Here is a 17,034-nt window from a genome sequence, read left to right as displayed (position 1 = left end):
CGACGCCGGTGTGGTTCGGCCGCTCGTGACAGCCGTCTTTCAGTTTAGCGTGCCGGTGAGCGTCGCTCACCCGTCGGACGGGAGGTGCCCGGGCAGCTGGTGGCCCATGCGGTCGCGCTTCGTGTCGAGGTAGCCCTCGTTGTCGGCGCCGACGCCGACCACGAGCGGGACGAGCTCGGAGACGACGATGCCGTGCTCGACCAGCTGGCGGCGCTTCTCGGGGTTGTTGCTGAGCAGCCGGATCTCGTCGATGCCGAGGTCGCGGAGGATGTCGGCGGCGGCACCGTACTGACGGGAGTCGGCCGGGAGACCGAGGGCGAGGTTGGCGTCGAGGGTGTCGTAGCCGTCCTCTTGGAGACGGTAGGCGCGCAGCTTGTCGACCAGGCCGATGCCCCGCCCCTCGTGGCCGCGGAGGTAGACCACCACGCCGCCCTGCTCGTGGATGATGTCGAGCGCGGCATCGAGCTGCGGGCCGCACTCGCACTTCAGCGAGCCGAACGCCTCGCCCGTCAGGCATTCGGAGTGCACACGGACGAGAGCGCCGCCGCCGGGAGCCGAACCGTCGGGACGCGTCGCCACCACGGCGATGTGGTCGGCGCCGGTGACGAGATCGCGATAGGCGCGGAACGCGAACGTGCCGTGGGTCGTCGGGACGGTGGTCTCGACCTCGAACGAGATCTGGGGTGCGGCGGCTGGCGTGGTGGTCATGGCGTACTCCGGTGCTGGGCGCGGGCGACGATGACGAGATCGTCGCCCAACGGGGTGATTCGCGTCGTCGTGAGACGGATCTGCTCGCCGATGGTCTCGACGCCGAGGTCGCCGAGAGCCGCCCGCGGGCCGCCGATGAGGGTGGGGGCGAGGTAGAGGAGGTAGTCGTCGACCAGACCGAGGCGCACGAACTCGCTGGCCACGGTGGGGCCGCCCTCGACGAAGAGACGACGCACGCCTCGGTCGAAGAGGTCGGAGAGCACCCCGGCCACGTCGCGGCTGCCGGTCTCGACCAGCGGTCTCGGATGGCGGCGGAGCGCTGCGCCGTCGGGGACGCGGCGCCGACCGAGGACGACGGGCAGGGGCTGCTCGGGCAGCAGCTCGCCGGCGTCGCCGCGCGCGGTGAGGCTGGGGTCGTCGGCGAAGACGGTGCCCGTGCCGACGAGGATGGCATCGTGGGCCGCGCGTCGCTCGTGGACGTGCTGACGGGCCGCCGCGCCCGTGATCCACTGGCTGCTGCCGTCGGCGGCGGCGGAGCGGCCGTCGAGGCTCGACGCCCATTTGAGCGTCACGAAGGGGCGACGGGATCGCGTCGCGACGAGCCAGGGTCGGATCTCCTCCTCGCCCTCCTCGGCGAGCACCCCGCCGAGGACCTCGACACCCGCTCGGCGGAGGCGCTCCGCACCACCCGAGGACGCCTCGCCCGGATCCGCCACGGCGTACACGACGCGCGACACCCCCGCCTCGATCAGAGCCTCGCTGCAGGGGCCCGTGAGACCGGTGTGGTCGCAGGGTTCGAGACTGACCACCGCGGTCAGACCACGGGTCTCGTCGGGCCGCAGCCTGGCCAGGGCGTCGACCTCCGCGTGCGGGGTCCCGGAGCCGCGGTGCCAGCCCTCCGCCGCGACGGACGAGTCGGAGCGCAGCAGGACGCAGCCGACCTGGGGATTCCGCCCGAGGGAGGTGCCTCGACCGGCCAGCTCGAACGCGCGCCGCATCGGGGCGTCATAGGCGCTCGATGGCGGGGTCATGCGGTCTCCGACTCGATCGTGCCGCCCGGTGCGATGCGATCAGGGGAGTCAACCCCGGCGTCTCGGGGGTATTCCGAGCGGGGACCCGTGAGCGGCCAGCCGGTCTTCACCGTACGGTCATCTCCGGCGCGGAGACGCCCTGTCCGGCAGAGCGGGTGCGAGCCGTCGCGGTCGGGGTGCAGACCGCGGGCGTCGCCGGTGTAGCGGAATCCGGCCGAGCGGGCGACCCCGGCGCTGCCGTCGTTGTCGAGGAACGCCTCCCAGTAGAGCTCGTCCACGCCGCCGGTCGAGAAGGCCCAGTCGGCGACCAGCCCGACGGCGGCCGTCATGAGCCCGCGCCCGCGGTAGCCGGGGGACATCCAGAAGCCGATGTCGTCGTCGGCGAACCGGAGACTGATCATGCCCACGAGCAGCGACGAACCCGGAGCCCTGACGCCCCAGGTGTACTCGCGACCCGTCGACCAGCCGTGGTCGACGATCCGCCGGAGGAAGAACTCGGCGTCGGACGAGTCGTACGGCACCGGCACCGTCGTGTACTTCTGCAGCAGGGGGTCGCTGCAGGCGTCGACCACGGCGGGGATGTCGGCCCGTTCGGGCACCGCGAGGCGAACCGCGTCGGATGCCAGGACGAAGGGCTGCACGATCAGGCCTTGCGGAGGAAGCCGATGCGGTCGTGCACCGTGTCGAGGGTCGACTGCGCGATCTCGTTCGCGCGGTCGGCGTTGCCGGCCAGGACGCGATCGAGCTCCGCCGGGTCGTCGAGCAGCTCGAGGGCGCGCGCGCGGATCGGCGTGAAGGTCTCGACGACGACCTCGGCGACGTCCTTCTTGAGGTCGCCGTAGCCGCGACCCGTGTAGTGCTCCTCGAGGTCCGCCACCGTTCGACCGGTGAAGGCGGACTGGATGGTCAGCAGGTTCGAGACACCCGGCTTGGCGCCCCGGTCGAAGCGGATCTCGCGCTCGGTGTCGGTGACGGCGGACTTGATCTTCTTGGCCGTCCGCGAGGGCTCGTCGAGCATCCACACCACACCCGACTCGGTGGCGGCCGACTTGCTCATCTTCGACTCGGGGTTCTGCAGGTCGTAGACCCGGGCCGACTCCTTCTGGATGGTCGCCTCGGGGACCACGAACGTCGTGCCGAACCGTGAGTTGAAGCGGGTGGCGAGGTCTCTGGTCAGCTCGACGTGCTGGCGCTGGTCGTCGCCGACCGGGACGACCTCGGCGCCGTAGAGCAGGATGTCGGCGGCCATCAGGGTCGGATAGGCGAAGAGCCCGAGGGACGCGGAGTCGGCACCCTGCTTGGCGGCCTTGTCTTTGAACTGCGTCATCCGGCTCGCCTCGCCGAAGCCCGTCAGCGTGTTCAGCACCCAGGCGAGCTGGGCATGGGCCGGGACGTGCGACTGGATGAAGAGAGTGGACAGCGCCGGATCGATTCCCGCCGCGATGTACTGCGCGGCCGTGCGACGGGTCGACTCGCGCAGCGTGGCAGGGTCCTGCGCGACGGTGATGGCGTGCATGTCGACGACGCAGAAGAGGGCGTCGTGCGTGGACTGCTGGTCGCGCCACTGCAGCAGGGCGCCGACGTAGTTGCCGATGTGGAGGGAGTCGGCCGAGGGCTGCATGCCGGAGAAGAGCCGGGGACGGCGCGACGGGTCGGCGCTGGCAGCGGTGGGATCAGGGGAGGGGGTGGTGCCGGTCATGACGTCCTCAGGGGTCGGAGAGATCAGATGTCGTAGTCGACGACGACGGGGGCGTGGTCCGACCAGCGCTTGTCGTACGAGGCTGCACGGTCGATGGTGTGAGCGGTGGCCTTGTCGGCGAGGTCCGGAGTGGCGACGTGGTAGTCGATGCGCCACCCGGTGTCGTTGTCGAAGGCCTGGCCCCGCCAGGACCACCACGAGTACGGCCCCTCGACCTCGCCCGAGAGACGGCGGCCCACGTCGACCCAGCCGAGCCCCTGCCCGCCCGTGCCGTCGACGGTCTCGACCGCCGCACCGGACTCGCCGAAGAACCGGTCGAAGTACGAGCGCTCGCGGGGCAGGAACCCTGCCCGCTTCACGTTGCCCTTCCAGTTCTTGATGTCGAGCTCGCGGTGACCCACGTTGAGGTCGCCCGTGACGACGGCGAGTCGGTTGTGCGCCGCCAGCTGGGGCAGACGCTCGGTCATGGCGTCGAGGAACTTCCATTTCTCGTCCTGCTTCTCGGTGCCCACCTCGCCCGAGTGCACGTACGTGCTCACGACCGTGACGATCGTGCCGTCGACGTCGTAATCCGCCTCGATCCAGCGACCCGCGCTGTCGAAGTCGTCGGCGCCGAGCTCGACGCGGTGCACGTCGGCGACGCCGCGCGACGCGATGGCGACGCCGGCGCGGCCCTTCGCCGTGGCGGGATGGTGGATGACGTTCCAGTCGGGGCCGAGCAGACCCTCGAGATCGTCGGTCGTAGCCCGCACCTCTTGGAGCGTGAGGATGTCCACATCGCGGTCGGCGAGCCAGTCGCCCATTCCCTTGCGGTACGCGGCCCGGATGCCGTTGACGTTGACGGAGGCGAGACGGAGGCGTGTTCCCATGCGCAGAAGACTACCGGCGGCCACCGTCACCCCCGCCGCGCCGGCGCGACGGCAGGGGCACCCGGATGAGCAGGCCCCGCACCGCCGAGACGGCCCGGCGGGACCGGGAGGCGACCCGCGCCTCCTGAGCCAGCCGCTCCTCCTCGAGCACCCGGAGCCGCTCGGCCTCCTGATGCGGGTCGGCGAGCACTCCGATGTCGTCCATGCCGACCGCGATCCACGCCGCGGCGAGCAGCAGCACCTGGCAGAGGAGGTCGATGACGATGAGCAGACCGATGATCGCAGCGAACGACGCGAGCAGCGGGTTGCTGCCCGTCGCGCGGAGCAGGGTGCCGCCGACGACGGTCAGCGCCACGAACCCCGCCGCCCCGATCGCGGAGCCGACGAGGAGGCGCCGGCCGGGGATGTGCAGACCCGCCAGCACCCGGAACAGCGCGGCCAGGACGACGGCGTCGAACAGGAACACGAGTACGAGCGCGGTCGCGCGGAGCAGCAGGACCGACGCCGGCGAGCTCGTCGACAGATCGAGCAGGTGCAGCGCCCAGCGCACCGCCGTCGTGCTGAGCAGCGACACGGTGGCCGACACGACGACGGCCGCGCCGAAGGCGATCGCCAGGCCGAGGTCGCGGAGCACCAGCCGCAGGAACGGGGTCGCGGGGGAGGGCGCCCGGAAGATCGTCCGGACGGAGTCGCGCATGCCGCCGAACAGCGTGATCGACGACAAGAGGAGGCCGACGAGGGCGATCGCGCCCGTCCAGCCGAAGACGGTCGCGTCGAGCAGGGCGTCCGGGTCGACGACCCCGGCCCCGGAGGAGTCCTGGATCAGACCCGGGACGGCCGTGCGGATGAAGACGACGAGCTGGTCGCGGAGGGCCTCGTCGCCCGACACGACGAATCCGGCGACCGAGAAGCCGACCCACAGCCCGGCGAACAGCGCGAACAGCGCCTGATACGTGAGACCGGCGGCCAGCAGGGGGCCCTTCGCACCGACGTAGCGTCCGACGACCCTGACGGGTCGTGCGGTCGCGACCCGGGCGGCCCTCGATCGCGTCGCCTGGTCGTCGTCGATCCCGGGGCGGGCCGGGTGCCTCTCCTCTCCTCGTCGTCGTCGCATCGTCCCAGGGTAGGGGCGGGGGAGGCGCGCGTCCGGCGGGCGCACGGGGCGTCGGAACGGGACGCCTCTCGCGTACGATGGCGGACGACCGCGTGGCGCGTGCTCACCGCTCGTGCCCGGCATCCGAACTCACCGATACGAAGAGGTTCACAGTGGCACTACAGGGCGTTGGCGTCGGACGCGGAGTGGCCGTCGGCCCGATCCTGCGGATGCCGGATCCCCTCCCGGAACCGGGCACCGAGAAGCGCGCGACCGAGGCGGACGCCGAGTTCGCCGGAGTGACCCGTGCCCTCCGGACGGTCGCGGACGATCTGACGGCCCGCGGTGAGAAGGCCGGCGGAGAGGCGAAGGACGTCCTCGACGCCCAGGCGCTCATGGCGGTCGACCCCACGCTGGCCGACGACGTCGAGCAGCGCATCGCCGACGGCGCGACGGGCGAGCGGGCGGTCTTCGAGGCGTTCGCCGCCTTCCAGGAGATGCTCGTCGGCATGGGCGGCTACATGGCCGAACGCGCCACCGACCTGGGCGACGTCGCCCAGCGCGTCATCGCGTCGCTCCGCGGAGTCGCGGCGCCCGGCGTCCCCGAGAGCGACACCCCGTTCGTGCTCGTCGCCCCCGACCTGGCTCCGGCCGACACGGCGCTGCTCGACCTCGACAAGGTCCTCGCCCTCATCACACGCGACGGCGGCCCGACGTCGCACACCGCGATCCTCGCGCGCTCCAAGTCCATCCCGGCGATCGTCGGCGTGACCGGCGCCCTCGAGCTCGTCGACGGCACCATGGTCGTCGCGGACGCCGCGACGGGCGTCGTCACCGTCGACCCCTCGGCCGACGAGATCGCGGCCGCCGAGAAGCGCATCGCCGACCGCCGCGCCGCGGCCGCGGCCCCGTTGACCGACGGTGCGCTCGCCGACGGTCACGTCGTCCCGCTGCTGGCCAACCTGGGCTCGCCGGACGAGGCCGCCGGCGCGGTCGAGCTGGGTGCCGAGGGCGTCGGCCTCTTCCGCACGGAGTTCCTCTTCCTCGGCTCGTCGACGGCGCCGACGGTCGAGAGTCAGACGGCGAGCTACACGGCCCTCCTCGAGGCGTTCCCCGGGAAGAAGGTCGTCGTCCGCGCGCTCGACGCCGGTGCCGACAAGCCCCTGAGCTTCCTGAACGACGCCCACGAGGAGAACCCGGCGCTCGGCCTCCGCGGGCTGCGGGCCCTCCGGGTCAAAGAGGACATCCTCCGCGACCAGCTGACCGCGCTCGCCCAGGCCCAGGCCGCCACCACCGCGGACCTGTGGGTCATGGCCCCCATGGTGAGCGACGCGGAGGAGACCGAGTACTTCGTCGCCCTCGGACGCGAGCTCGGGCTGAAGACCGTCGGCGTCATGGCCGAGGTGCCGTCGCTCGCGGTCCTGGCCGACCAGGTGCTCCGCACCGCCGACTTCGTCAGCATCGGAACCAACGACCTCACGCAGTACACGCTGGCCGCCGACCGCATGCTCGGCTCCGTCGCCTCGTACCAGGACCCGTGGCACCCCGCGGTCCTGCGCCTCGTCCGAGCCCTCGGCGAGGCCGGCGCGTCGGCCGGCAAGCCCGTCGGCATCTGCGGCGAGGCCGCCGCCGACCCGCTGCTCGCCGTGGTGCTCGTCGGTCTCGGAGCCACGACCCTGTCGATGACCCCGGCCGCCCTGGCCGACGTCCGCCTCGAGCTGGGCGGTCACACGCTCGAGCAGGCGAAGGCTCTGGCCGCCGCCGCGATCGAGGCGACGACGGCGTCGGGCGCCCGCGAAGCCGCCGAGGCGGTCGTCGCGGCCCGCTAGTCCGTCAGAGCGACCGGGCCGCCGGCAGCCAGGTCGGCCGGTAACGGTCGCTGCGCGGGAACCGCTCGAGATCGGCGACGTAGTCCGCGTCCGTGGGCACGTCGCCGGTCGGGCCCGGCTCGAACGGCGACGCAGGGTTGTCGTAGACGCGGCGATCGAGGGTGAAGCGGGCCGTGAACGACCCGTCGCTCGTCAGAGACAACGCGAACGAGAACCAGGCGCCCTTCTCCGGGTCGGCCATGACCTCGCGGAGGCGCGATCCGGCCCCAGCCACGTCGGGGACCGCGAGACCGTGCTTCACACCGCCGGCGGCATCGAGGGCGTCGACCCACACGCGCGACGTGGAACCGACCTCGACGAGGAAGAGCGTCGCCTCGGCCCAGTCGTGGCCGGCGAGGGACTCCGCGAACGTCGCGGCGATCTCGTTCTGCAATTGCTGCTGGCGGGTGACGTCCATGCGTCGCGGCCTCTCGTTCGGGGTCGTGGTGGAGTCGTCGCGGGCGTCGTCGACGACCCGTGAGGAGCTCTCATCAGTTTAGGCGTCCGCGCCCGCATCGTCGTCGAGCCCGCGCGGTGGCCTCCCGGGGTCCCCGCCCGGCCATGCGCGGGGGCTGCGAGTCGGCGGCGGTCCGGACCGCCTCGGCTTCCGTGGAGCAGACTGGGCGTGTGGGAACCCCAATTCAACATCCTCTCGTCGACGCCGTCACGTCGCGCGTGGTCCGTGTCGACGGTCGGGGCCGGGTGCTCCGCCTGAGCCCGCCCCTGGCGGATCTCCTGCGTCGTCGTCGTCATCGCCGGCGCGTCGTCCTCGTCTCGAGCGAGCGGTCGCGGCTCACGGTCGGACTCCGATCGGCCCTGGTCGAGGCAGGAGCCGCCTGGGTCGTGCACGACGACCGCGGAGACCTGCGCGACGGTCTCACCGGTCGCCCGTACGTCGACGTCGACGACGCGGGCACGCCCGTCGAGGAGGTCGGCACGGAGGTGGTCGAGTTCCCCGAGATCAGCCAGGCGATCGACACGAGGATCCAGCTGACGGTCGACCTGACCATCCTGCATCGCGCCGCGCACGACACCAGCCTGGGAGGCGCGGTGGAGCTCATCGCCGAGGCCGTCTCCGGCAGTCTCCCCGTCTCCTGGGGCGTGACCGAGCCGTTGCTGCATCCGTGGGACCGGTGGGTCATGACGCAGCACGCCAGGCACGCGGCTCCGGAGCCCCTGCGGATCCTCGCCGAGGGGCCTCACCTCTCGGGGACCGTCACCGCCCGTGTCACCGAGCACGGCATCGAGGAGACGGTCTCCGTGACGGTCGACGTGGTCGACGACGTCGAGGGAGACTCGCTCGACGCCGGCATCACGCGTCTCACGGACGCCCTGGCCGAGATCGCGCGGCGGAGTCTGCCGACGTTCGCGCTCGTCGTGGCCCGCGAGGGCGAGGCCGACCGGTGCGTCTGCGCCGTCACCTACCCGCCTCCCAACCCCGTCGCCCTGCTGATCGGGGCGCCGTCGGTCAGGCGGCTCGGCCTCGAGCTGGCGACGCTCCCGACGGGTGACGACGCCAAGGTCGTCGGTCGACCGAGCCTCCCGGCGTTCGTCCTGCCGCTCGGCGACGCGAGGACCGCCGGGTGGGACGCCCTCCACCAGACCCTCGAGGCCGTCGGACCCGAACGCCTCGCCACCCTCGTCTCGAGCCCGCTGCTGCAGACCTGGGAGGAGGACCTCCAGGAGTTCGACCTCCTGCACCAGGGCGACGCCGACGGTGCGGAGACCTCGCCGGCCGACCACGAGACCCCCGACGGGCCCGACGACCCGTCGACCGACGACGGAGAGGCGAAGGAGGGGCGCGACAGTGCCTCGTGACATCACGATCCTGAGTCCTCAGGCTCCCGACGGACTCGATCTCGCGACGGCGGCACGCGCCATCGACGAGTCGTACGGGGTCCGACCGATCGACGGGGCGACGGCTCACCAGGTCTTCGCCCGGGGCGGCCGGGCCCTGCTGACCGTCTACGGCGCTCAGGAGCTCGCGACGGTGGGCGAGATCGAGCGCCTGCTGCCCGACCCGCCGGAGGTGCGCCTCCCGGTCTTCTGGATCGACGCGTCGGCGCCCCTCGGAGACGACGGCGAGGCCGGTGTGTCGGTGGCTCTCCGCCTCGCCCTGGCCCTCGACGCCGTCTGCATCGTCGAGGACGACTGAGCCCTGACGGTGGCGGCTCGGCCGGCGTCGGGCGTCGCATGACGAGGGGTGCCGGGCGATCGCCCGGCACCCCTCGTCATGACTCCGATCTGCGCTAGGCCTTCCCGCGGAGGACGGCCTGCTTGACCTCGGCGATCGCCTGGGTCACCTGGATGCCGCGAGGGCACGCCTCGGTGCAGTTGAAGGTCGTGCGGCAGCGCCAGACGCCCTCTTTGTCGTTGAGGATGTCGAGTCGGACCTGAGCGCCCTCGTCGCGCGAGTCGAAGATGAACCGGTGCGCGTTGACGATCGCGGCCGGCCCGAAGTACTGGCCGTCGGTCCAGAAGACCGGGCAGCTCGAGGTGCACGCGGCGCAGAGGATGCACTTGGTCGTGTCGTCGAAGCGGGCCCGCTGCGTGGCGCTCTGCAGGCGCTCCTTCTCCGGCTTGGAGGAGGCCATCAGGAACGGCTGGATCTCACGGTACGACTGGAAGAACGGCTCCATGTCGACGACGAGGTCCTTCTCGAGGGGCAGGCCCTTGATCGCCTCGACGTAGATCGGCTGCGTCAGGTCGAGGTCCTTGATGAGGGTCTTGCAGGCGAGGCGGTTGCGGCCGTTGATCCGCATGGCGTCCGAGCCGCAGATGCCGTGCGCGCACGAGCGGCGGAAGGTCAGCGAGCCGTCCTGCTCCCACTTGATCTGGTGCAGCGCGTCGAGCACGCGGTCGGTCGGCAGCACCTGGACGTCGAAGTCCTGCCAGCGCGGCTCGGAGTCCACCTCGGGGTCGAAACGCCGGATGATCAGCGTCGCGGTGAAGGTGGGGACGGCGTCGGCCCCGGCGGGGGCGTTCTCGAGGACAGCGGTGCTCATGTCAGTACTTCCGTTCCATCGGCTGGTAGTTCGTGATGACGACGGGCTTCGTGTCGAGGCGGATGTGGTCGCCGGCGAGCGACGAGTGCGGGTCGCCCGTCAGGTAGGCCATCGTGTGCACGAGCCAGTTCTCGTCGTCGCGTGTCGGGTAGTCCTCGCGGAAGTGCCCGCCGCGGCTCTCCTGGCGCGAGCGCGCCGAGTACACGACGACCTCGGCGAGGTCGAGCAGGAACCCGAGCTCGATCGCCTCGAGCAGATCGGTGTTGAACCGCTTGCCCTTGTCCTGCACGCTGATGTTCTTGAACCGCTCCCGCAGGTCGGCGATCACGTGCGTGACCTCGTCGAGGGTCTCTTCCGTGCGGAAGACCTGCGCGTTCCGATCCATGCTGTCCTGCAGCTCCTTGCGGAGGGTCGCGATGCGCTCGGTGCCGGTCGCGGCGCGGACGTCGGCCACGAGCCCCCGGACGAAGCCCGCCGGGTCGTCGGGCAGCGGGACGAAGGGGGCGTCCCGGACGAACTCGACCGCGTTGTTGCCGGCGCGCTTGCCGAAGACGTTGATGTCGAGCAGCGAGTTCGTCCCGAGGCGGTTCGAGCCGTGCACGCTCACGCAGGCGCACTCGCCGGCGGCGTAGAGGCCCGGGACGACGGTCGTGTTGTCGCGCAGCACCTCGGCCTTGACGTTCGTCGGGATGCCGCCCATCGCGTAGTGCGCCGTCGGGAGGACGGGGACGGGCTCGGTGTAGGGCTCGACACCGAGGTAGGTGCGGGCGAACTCGGTGATGTCGGGCAGCTTGGCGTCGATCACCGCGGGGTCGAGGTGGGTGATGTCGAGGTAGACGTAGTCCTTGTGCGGACCGGCGCCTCGGCCCTCGCGGATCTCGGTCGCCATGCAGCGGGCGACGATGTCGCGAGGTGCGAGGTCCTTGATGGTGGGGGCGTAGCGCTCCATGAAGCGCTCGCCCTCGCTGTTGCGGAGGATCGCGCCCTCGCCGCGCGCCGCCTCGCTGAGGAGGATGCCGAGACCGGCGAGGCCGGTCGGGTGGAACTGGAAGAACTCCATGTCCTCCAGCGGCAGACCCTTCCGCCAGATGATGCCGACGCCGTCTCCCGTGAGGGTGTGCGCGTTCGACGTCGTCTTGTAGATCTTGCCGAAGCCCCCGGTCGCGAAGATGACGGCCTTGCCCTGGAAGACGTGCAGGTCGCCGGTCGCGAGCTCGTAGGCGATGACGCCGGCCGGGCGCTCCTCCCCGTCGATCTCGCCCATGATCAGGTCGAGGACGTAGAACTCGTTGAAGAAGTTGATCCCGTGCTTGACGCAGTTCTGGTACAGGGTCTGGAGGATCATGTGGCCGGTGCGGTCGGCGGCGTAGCAGGCGCGACGGACGGGGTTCTTGCCGTGCTCCGCCGTGTGCCCGCCGAAGCGACGCTGATCGATCTTGCCCTCGGGCGTCCGGTTGAAGGGCAGCCCCATGTTCTCGAGGTCGAGGACGGCGTCGATGGCCTCCTTGGCGAGGATCTCGGCGGCGTCCTGGTCGACGAGGTAGTCGCCTCCCTTGACCGTGTCGAAGGTGTGCCACTCCCAGTTGTCGTCCTCCACGTTGGCCAGGGCCGCGGCCATGCCGCCCTGCGCGGCTCCGGTGTGCGAGCGCGTGGGGTAGAGCTTCGAGATGACGGCGGTGCTGGCGTTCGGACCGGCCTCGATGGCGGCCCGCATCCCCGCGCCTCCTGCTCCCACGATGACGATGTCGTGCTGGTGGTAGTGGATGCCGTCGACGATGGTGCTCTCAGGAGCGGGGGAAGGTGTGGTCACGGTGCTTTCCGTCGGTGTGTGGTGCAGGGGAGTGTGGTCGAGGAGGCGCGGGTCGGGCCGGGCGCCTACGAGCAGATCGAGGGCAGCAGATCGGCGGGGGCGCCGGCCGGGCACGGATCGAACGTGTAGATCACGAGGGTGCCGAGGGTCAGCAGCACGACGGACGACACGAGCAGCGCGCCGAGGAGGACCCGGCGGACCAGGGGCTTCGAGACGTAGTCGTTCACGATCGTCCGCATCCCGTTCGATCCGTGGATGAGCGCGAGCCAGAGAAGGAGCGTGTCGTAGACCTGCCAGAACGGCGAGGCCCACTTGCCCGCCACGAAGGCGAAGTCGATGGCCTTGATCCCGCCCTCGGCGGCGAGCAGGTTGATGAAGAGGTGCCCGAAGATCAGGACGACGAGGACGACGCCGCTCGCCCGCATGTAGATCCAGCCCCATTTCTCGAGGTTCGAGCTGCGGGAGGCGGGGCGGGCCGACCGGGGGGCCTCGATGGTGTCGGTGGTCATCGTGCTACTCCGAGAAGACGTTCATGAGGTGGCGGGGGGCGAAGCCGGCGAAGAGCACCGCGGCCACGCCGATCACGATCCAGAAGAGGAGACGCTGGTGCCTCGTGCCGGGGCCCCAGAAGTCGATGAGGATGATGCGCAGGCCGTTGAGGGCGTGGAACAGGATCGCCGCGACGAGCGCGGTCTCGCCGAGTCCCATGACGGGGTTCTTGTACGTGCCGATCACGGCGTTGTACGCCTCGGGGCTGATCCGCACGAGAGCCGTGTCGAGGATGTGCACGAGCAGGAAGAAGTAGATGCTGACGCCGGTGATGCGGTGCAGGACCCACGACCACATGCCCTCGCGTCCGCGGTAGAGGGTGCCGACCAGGCGGTTCTTCCCGCGGGGCTCCCCGATCTCGGGTGCCCCCTGTCGCCCTGACGGTGAGGCCAGGGTTCCCGTCGACTGCTCGGCCATGAGCTGCCCTCCTTGCGGACTGGGGCGGTCCGGCTGTCGTCGGAAGAGGACAGCCGTGTCCGCCGTATGTGTTCTCAGAACGTCCTCAGTCTATGTTCGAGGCCGCTCGCCCGGCGGACACGGCCGGTCCAATTAGTTCGATGTCGAAAGACCGCGGGCGCGCGGGGCCTCGGCGGACCGCGGCCCGACCGGCAGCGCGGCGGCCATCGAGCGACGCGCGTCGGCGTAGTGCTCGAGCAGATCGTCGCCGAGGCGCTCCCACGTCCGCCCGACGACGGCCCGTCGTCCCGCCTCGCCGAGACGCGCGCGGAGCTCCGGCGCCTCCACGAGTCGGCGCACGGCTCGACGGAGCGAGTGGTCGTGACGGGGGTCGACGAGATAGCCGTCGACGCCGTGGCGCACGAGATCGAGAGGCCCGCCGGCCGCCGGGGCGACCACCGGCACCCCGCTGGCGTGCGCCTCCTGGATGGTCTGACCGAAGGTCTCGGTCGTCCCCGTGTGCACGAAGACGTCGAGCGACGCATAGGCCGTCGCCAGGTCCGAGCCGTGCAGCGGCCCCGTGAAGACCGGGTCCAGGTGCCGCAGTCGCCGACGGAGCCCGGGCAGACTCGGGCCGCCGCCGATGATCGCCAGTCGCATGCCCTCGACGCCCCGCAGGGCGGCGAGGCGGTCGAGCTCCTTCTCCGCGGCGAGACGACCGACGTACCCGACGACGACCTCGTCGGGGTCCGCCAGTGTGGCGCGGAACGCCGCCGTCGCGGGGGAGTGGCGGTGGTTGGGGTGGTAGCGGACCGAGTCGACGCCGCGCCCCCACGTCGCCAGCCGGTCCACGCCCACGGCCTCGAGATCCCGGCGCGACGCCGTCGAGGGCACGAGCGTCAGCGTCGCCTGCTGGTGGATCCGACGGACGAGGCGCCAGGCCAGGGAGGCGGTGGTCGCTCCGAGTCCGGACGTCGCCGCGTACCGGGCCACGTCGGTCTGGAAGACGGCGACGCTCGGGACGCCGAGTCGCGCCGCGGCCGAGATCGCCTGGGCACCGAGCAGGAACGGCGACGCCGCGTGCACCACGTCGGGGGCGAAGGCGGCGATGGCGCCCGCGACCGAGGGGTTGGGCAGCCCCACGGGGAACTGGCGGTAGGCGACCGAGGGAACCCGGTGCACCGGGAACCCGGCGTACGAGTCGTGGCCGCGCCCGGCGGGCGCGATGACCAGTGCCTCGTGCCCCCGGGCCGCGAGGTGGTCGAGCACCCGGAGGACGCTGGTCGTCACCCCGTTGACGGTGGGGAGGAAGCTCTCGGTCACGACGACGACTCTCAAACGGTGCTCCTCGGCTCGCGGTGAGCCCAGGCTGACGCCGCCGGGTGTCGTCCCCGCCTCGACGTCGTGGCCGACGGGTGGCGTCCGCATGAACGGCCGGGTGAGCGCCGGGGTGACCCGCGGGGTCGACGGCCGAGGGGAGCGCCGACCGACGCCGGGCGCTCAGTATGGTGGGGGGCATGACGACCCAGGACAGCCTCGACCGGTTCTACAGCATCATCCCGGCCGGGGGGATCGGGTCGCGGCTGTGGCCCCTCAGCCGCGCCGACGCTCCGAAGTTCCTGCACGACCTCACGGGCAGCGGCTCGACCCTGCTGCGCGCGACCTGGGACCGCCTCGCGCCCCTCAACGGCGAGCAGCGCATCATGGTCGTCACCGGTCGGGCCCACCGTGCGGCCGTCGAGGGTCAGCTCCCCGCCCTCGAGGACCACAACGTCGTCCTCGAGAGCGAGCCGAAGGACAGCACCGCCGCCATCGGCCTCGCCGCCGCGATCCTCCGTCGGCGCGAGCCCGACGTCATCATCGGATCGTTCGCCGCCGACCACGTCATCGCCGACAGCCGCGGCTTCTCGCGAGCCGTCCGGGAGGCCATCGTCGTCGCCGACGAGGGCTACATCGCCACCATCGGCATCACCCCCACCGAGCCCGCGATCGGCTTCGGCTACATCCACGTCGGCGGTGAGCTGACGGTCGAGGGCGCGCCCTCGGCCCGCATGGTCGAGTCCTTCGTCGAGAAGCCCGACCTCGAGACCGCCGAGGCCTACGTCGCGGGAGGCGACTACCTCTGGAACGGAGGGATGTTCATCGCCCGTGCCGACCGCCTCCTGGAGCAGCTGGGGCAGACGAACCCCGAGCTGCTCGCCGGCATCGAGGAGCTTGCCGAGGCATGGGACACCCCCCGCCGGGGTGCCGTGGTCGATCTCGTGTGGCCCGCTCTCGAGAAGATCGCCATCGACTACACGGTGGCCGAGCCCGCCGCCGCCGCGGGTCGCCTCGCGGTCATCCCCGGCGACTTCGACTGGGACGACGTCGGGGACTTCGCCTCCATCGCCAAGCTCCACTCGGGCGGACGCAAGAGCGACCTCGCGATCCTGGGCGAGAACGCCCGGGTGCTCGCGGACGCCTCGAGCGGCATCGTCGTCGCCGGCAGCGACCGGCTCATCTCGCTGATCGGCGTCAACGACATCATCGTCGTCGACACCCCGGACGCCCTCCTCGTCACGACGACGGCCAATGCCCAGCGCGTGAAATCGGTGGTGGACGCCCTGAAGCTCAGCGGTCGCAGCGACGTCCTCTAGCTCTCGTCGGAGCGTTTCGTTTCGTCCCCGTTACACGTCGGTCCCGCTTGTGTAACGTCACGGCATCATCACGCCGGGACGGTCATGAGCGCCCGTCGCAATGAGTAACCTGACAGCCATACGTGCCCGGCTCAGCTGTCGGGCTGCATCTTGGAGGACAACTTGACTACAACTGCGCGCAAGGCCGTGCTCAGCGGTATCGCCCTGTTCGGCACCGCGGCGATCCTGGCCGGCTGTGCCTCGGCTCCCGAGGAGGCCGACGGCGGCTCGTCCAGCGCCGCCTCGAGCGACTTCGTCCCGTGCATGGTCTCCGACGCCGGCGGGTTCGACGACAAATCGTTCAACCAGCTCGGCTTCGAGGGCCTGACCGAGGCCGCCGAGGCCATCGGCGCCACTCCGAAGACCGTCGAGTCGGCCGATGAGACCGTCTACGACGCCAACCTGACGAACCTCGCCTCCGAGGGCTGCAACCTGATCGTGACGGTCGGCTTCGCGCTGTCCGACGCGACCGGCACCGCGGCCGCGGCGAACCCCGACATCGACTACGCCACCATCGACGACGCGGCCAACGACGCCGACAACGTCCGCCCGATCACGTTCAACACGTCCGAGGCGGCGTTCCTCGCGGGCTACGCGGCGGCGAGCTTCTCGAAGACCGGCACCGTCGGCACCTTCGGCGGCATGCAGTTCCCGACCGTCACCATCTTCATGGACGGCTTCGCGGACGGCGTCGAGTACTACAACGAGCAGAAGGACGCCGACGTCAAGACGGTCGGCTGGGACGTCGCGAGCCAGACCGGCACCTTCACCGGCGGCTTCGAGGCCGGCACGGTCGCCAAGCAGAGCGCGCAGACGCTCATCGAGCAGGGTGCAGACGTGATCCTCCCCGTCGGCGGACCGATCTACCAGAGCGCCGCCGAGGCGATCCGCGACTCGGGCGACGAGATCGTGCTGATCGGCGCCGACAGCGACACCTACGAGACCGACAGCGCCAACAGCGACCTGTTCCTCACCTCGGTGCTGAAGGGCATCAAGCAGGCGACGGACGACGTCGTGAGCCAGGCGGCCGACGGCGAGTTCACCAACGAGCCCTACGTCGGGACCCTCGAGAACGAGGGCGTCGGCATCGCCCCGTTCCACGACTACGAGGACCAGGTCGACGCCGGACTCCAGGGCGAGCTCGACGAGATCGAGGCCGGCATCATCGACGGCTCCATCACGGTCGAGTCGCCTTCGGCACTCACCGAGTAACGACGCACCTCCCGTCATCGATTAGCATCGACTGACCCAGGGCCGGGAGCGACGGTCACCCCGTCGCTCCCGGCCCTCGCAACGCCCCCGGACGCACGCCGACCCGACGCGCCCCGGAC

16 protein-coding genes and 1 pseudogene are annotated in these 17,034 nt (G+C 71.2%); 5 read left to right on the top strand and 12 right to left on the bottom strand.

Annotated elements, in window-relative coordinates; all coding sequences use genetic code 11:
• Window positions 1-66: 66 nt before the first annotated feature.
• From ribA to ASF89_RS10725, 6 genes and pseudogenes are all read right to left on the bottom strand, one after another.
• Window positions 67-681 (bottom strand): annotated as a pseudogene (gene ribA, locus ASF89_RS10750) (GTP cyclohydrolase II); the annotation flags it as partial.
• Window positions 682-704: 23 nt separating this feature from the next.
• A complete protein-coding gene (ribD, locus tag ASF89_RS10745; protein ID WP_055814456.1) occupies window positions 705-1,739 on the bottom strand; it encodes a bifunctional diaminohydroxyphosphoribosylaminopyrimidine deaminase/5-amino-6-(5-phosphoribosylamino)uracil reductase RibD in 1,035 nt (344 codons plus the stop codon).
• Window positions 1,736-2,380 (bottom strand): GNAT family N-acetyltransferase, encoded by a 645-nt coding sequence (locus ASF89_RS10740; RefSeq protein WP_055795983.1) that lies wholly within the window; start codon window positions 2,378-2,380, stop codon window positions 1,736-1,738. Before ASF89_RS10740 ends, ribD begins: the two co-directional genes overlap by 4 nt.
• Before the next feature lie 2 nt (window positions 2,381-2,382).
• Window positions 2,383-3,438 (bottom strand): tryptophan--tRNA ligase, encoded by a 1,056-nt coding sequence (gene trpS / locus ASF89_RS10735; protein ID WP_082489928.1) that lies wholly within the window; start codon window positions 3,436-3,438, stop codon window positions 2,383-2,385.
• Between the two features lie 23 nt (window positions 3,439-3,461).
• Entirely contained in the window at window positions 3,462-4,307 is an 846-nt protein-coding gene (locus tag ASF89_RS10730) for an exodeoxyribonuclease III (protein ID WP_055798228.1), read from the bottom strand.
• A gap of 10 nt (window positions 4,308-4,317) precedes the next feature.
• Complete coding sequence (locus tag ASF89_RS10725) at window positions 4,318-5,421, bottom strand: YihY/virulence factor BrkB family protein (RefSeq protein WP_055814453.1); 1,104 nt, start codon at window positions 5,419-5,421, stop codon at window positions 4,318-4,320.
• Window positions 5,422-5,573: 152 nt separating this feature from the next.
• Between ASF89_RS10725 and ptsP the strand changes: the two genes are divergently transcribed.
• Window positions 5,574-7,229 (top strand): phosphoenolpyruvate--protein phosphotransferase, encoded by a 1,656-nt coding sequence (gene ptsP, locus ASF89_RS10720; protein ID WP_082475082.1) that lies wholly within the window; start codon window positions 5,574-5,576, stop codon window positions 7,227-7,229.
• A 4-nt stretch (window positions 7,230-7,233) separates the two neighbouring features.
• Here ptsP and ASF89_RS10715 read toward each other — a convergent pair whose 3' ends face one another.
• On the bottom strand, window positions 7,234-7,686 hold the full coding sequence (locus ASF89_RS10715; RefSeq protein ID WP_055795989.1) for a hypothetical protein: 453 nt from the start codon (window positions 7,684-7,686) through the stop codon (window positions 7,234-7,236).
• A gap of 209 nt (window positions 7,687-7,895) precedes the next feature.
• Between ASF89_RS10715 and ASF89_RS10710 the strand changes: the two genes are divergently transcribed.
• A complete protein-coding gene (locus ASF89_RS10710; RefSeq protein ID WP_156463371.1) occupies window positions 7,896-9,086 on the top strand; it encodes a DUF6177 family protein in 1,191 nt (396 codons plus the stop codon).
• A complete protein-coding gene (locus tag ASF89_RS10705) occupies window positions 9,076-9,423 on the top strand; it encodes a hypothetical protein (RefSeq protein WP_055795995.1) in 348 nt (115 codons plus the stop codon). The genes ASF89_RS10710 and ASF89_RS10705 overlap by 11 nt, the downstream gene beginning before the upstream one ends.
• A 94-nt stretch (window positions 9,424-9,517) precedes the next feature.
• On the opposite strand, the gene ASF89_RS10700 is transcribed toward ASF89_RS10705, so the two are convergent.
• The 5 genes from ASF89_RS10700 to ASF89_RS10680 all read right to left on the bottom strand — a co-directional run bounded on the left by ASF89_RS10700 (window position 9,518) and on the right by ASF89_RS10680 (window position 14,366).
• Window positions 9,518-10,273 carry a succinate dehydrogenase iron-sulfur subunit gene (locus tag ASF89_RS10700; protein WP_055795997.1) on the bottom strand — a complete coding sequence of 252 codons (756 nt, stop codon included), beginning with the start codon at window positions 10,271-10,273 and terminating at the stop codon, window positions 9,518-9,520.
• A gap of 1 nt (window position 10,274) precedes the next feature.
• Window positions 10,275-12,083, bottom strand: a complete 1,809-nt coding sequence (sdhA, locus tag ASF89_RS10695) for a succinate dehydrogenase flavoprotein subunit (RefSeq protein WP_055795999.1) — start codon at window positions 12,081-12,083, stop codon at window positions 10,275-10,277.
• A 65-nt stretch (window positions 12,084-12,148) separates the two neighbouring features.
• Window positions 12,149-12,592 carry a succinate dehydrogenase, hydrophobic membrane anchor protein gene (gene sdhD, locus ASF89_RS10690; RefSeq protein WP_055796004.1) on the bottom strand — a complete coding sequence of 148 codons (444 nt, stop codon included), beginning with the start codon at window positions 12,590-12,592 and terminating at the stop codon, window positions 12,149-12,151.
• Between the two features lie 4 nt (window positions 12,593-12,596).
• A complete protein-coding gene (sdhC, locus tag ASF89_RS10685; RefSeq protein WP_082475083.1) occupies window positions 12,597-13,049 on the bottom strand; it encodes a succinate dehydrogenase, cytochrome b556 subunit in 453 nt (150 codons plus the stop codon).
• Between the two features lie 132 nt (window positions 13,050-13,181).
• Window positions 13,182-14,366, bottom strand: coding sequence for a glycosyltransferase family 1 protein (locus ASF89_RS10680; RefSeq protein ID WP_055814923.1), 1,185 nt, complete (start codon window positions 14,364-14,366; stop codon window positions 13,182-13,184).
• Window positions 14,367-14,545: 179 nt separating this feature from the next.
• Here ASF89_RS10680 and ASF89_RS10675 point away from each other — a divergent pair, with 179 nt between their 5' ends.
• Both ASF89_RS10675 and ASF89_RS10670 read left to right on the top strand, forming a co-directional pair.
• Complete coding sequence (locus ASF89_RS10675) at window positions 14,546-15,664, top strand: mannose-1-phosphate guanylyltransferase (RefSeq protein WP_055814920.1); 1,119 nt, start codon at window positions 14,546-14,548, stop codon at window positions 15,662-15,664.
• A gap of 162 nt (window positions 15,665-15,826) precedes the next feature.
• Entirely contained in the window at window positions 15,827-16,915 is a 1,089-nt protein-coding gene (locus tag ASF89_RS10670; RefSeq protein WP_055814446.1) for a BMP family protein, read from the top strand.
• The last annotated feature ends 119 nt before the right edge of the window (window positions 16,916-17,034 follow it).

The organism is Frigoribacterium sp. Leaf172 (assembly GCF_001424285.1).
Lineage (GTDB): Bacteria > Actinomycetota > Actinomycetes > Actinomycetales > Microbacteriaceae > Frigoribacterium.
The sequence above is the reverse complement of the archived record's forward strand: the minus strand, read 5'-3'. Positions and strand labels throughout refer to the sequence as shown.

What these genes read in the sequence shown, in the direction of transcription:
- ribD (WP_055814456.1), bottom strand. Translation starts at nt 1,739, where the DNA reads ATGACCCCGCCATCGAGCGCCTATGACGCCCCGATGCGGCGCGCGTTC.
- trpS (WP_082489928.1), bottom strand. Translation starts at nt 3,438, where the DNA reads ATGACCGGCACCACCCCCTCCCCTGATCCCACCGCTGCCAGCGCCGAC.
- ASF89_RS10730 (WP_055798228.1), bottom strand. Translation starts at nt 4,307, where the DNA reads ATGGGAACACGCCTCCGTCTCGCCTCCGTCAACGTCAACGGCATCCGG.
- ASF89_RS10725 (WP_055814453.1), bottom strand. Translation starts at nt 5,421, where the DNA reads ATGCGACGACGACGAGGAGAGGAGAGGCACCCGGCCCGCCCCGGGATC.
- ASF89_RS10715 (WP_055795989.1), bottom strand. Translation starts at nt 7,686, where the DNA reads ATGGACGTCACCCGCCAGCAGCAATTGCAGAACGAGATCGCCGCGACG.
- ASF89_RS10700 (WP_055795997.1), bottom strand. Translation starts at nt 10,273, where the DNA reads ATGAGCACCGCTGTCCTCGAGAACGCCCCCGCCGGGGCCGACGCCGTC.
- sdhD (WP_055796004.1), bottom strand. Translation starts at nt 12,592, where the DNA reads ATGACCACCGACACCATCGAGGCCCCCCGGTCGGCCCGCCCCGCCTCC.
- sdhC (WP_082475083.1), bottom strand. Translation starts at nt 13,049, where the DNA reads ATGGCCGAGCAGTCGACGGGAACCCTGGCCTCACCGTCAGGGCGACAG.
- ASF89_RS10675 (WP_055814920.1), top strand. Translation starts at nt 14,546, where the DNA reads ATGACGACCCAGGACAGCCTCGACCGGTTCTACAGCATCATCCCGGCC.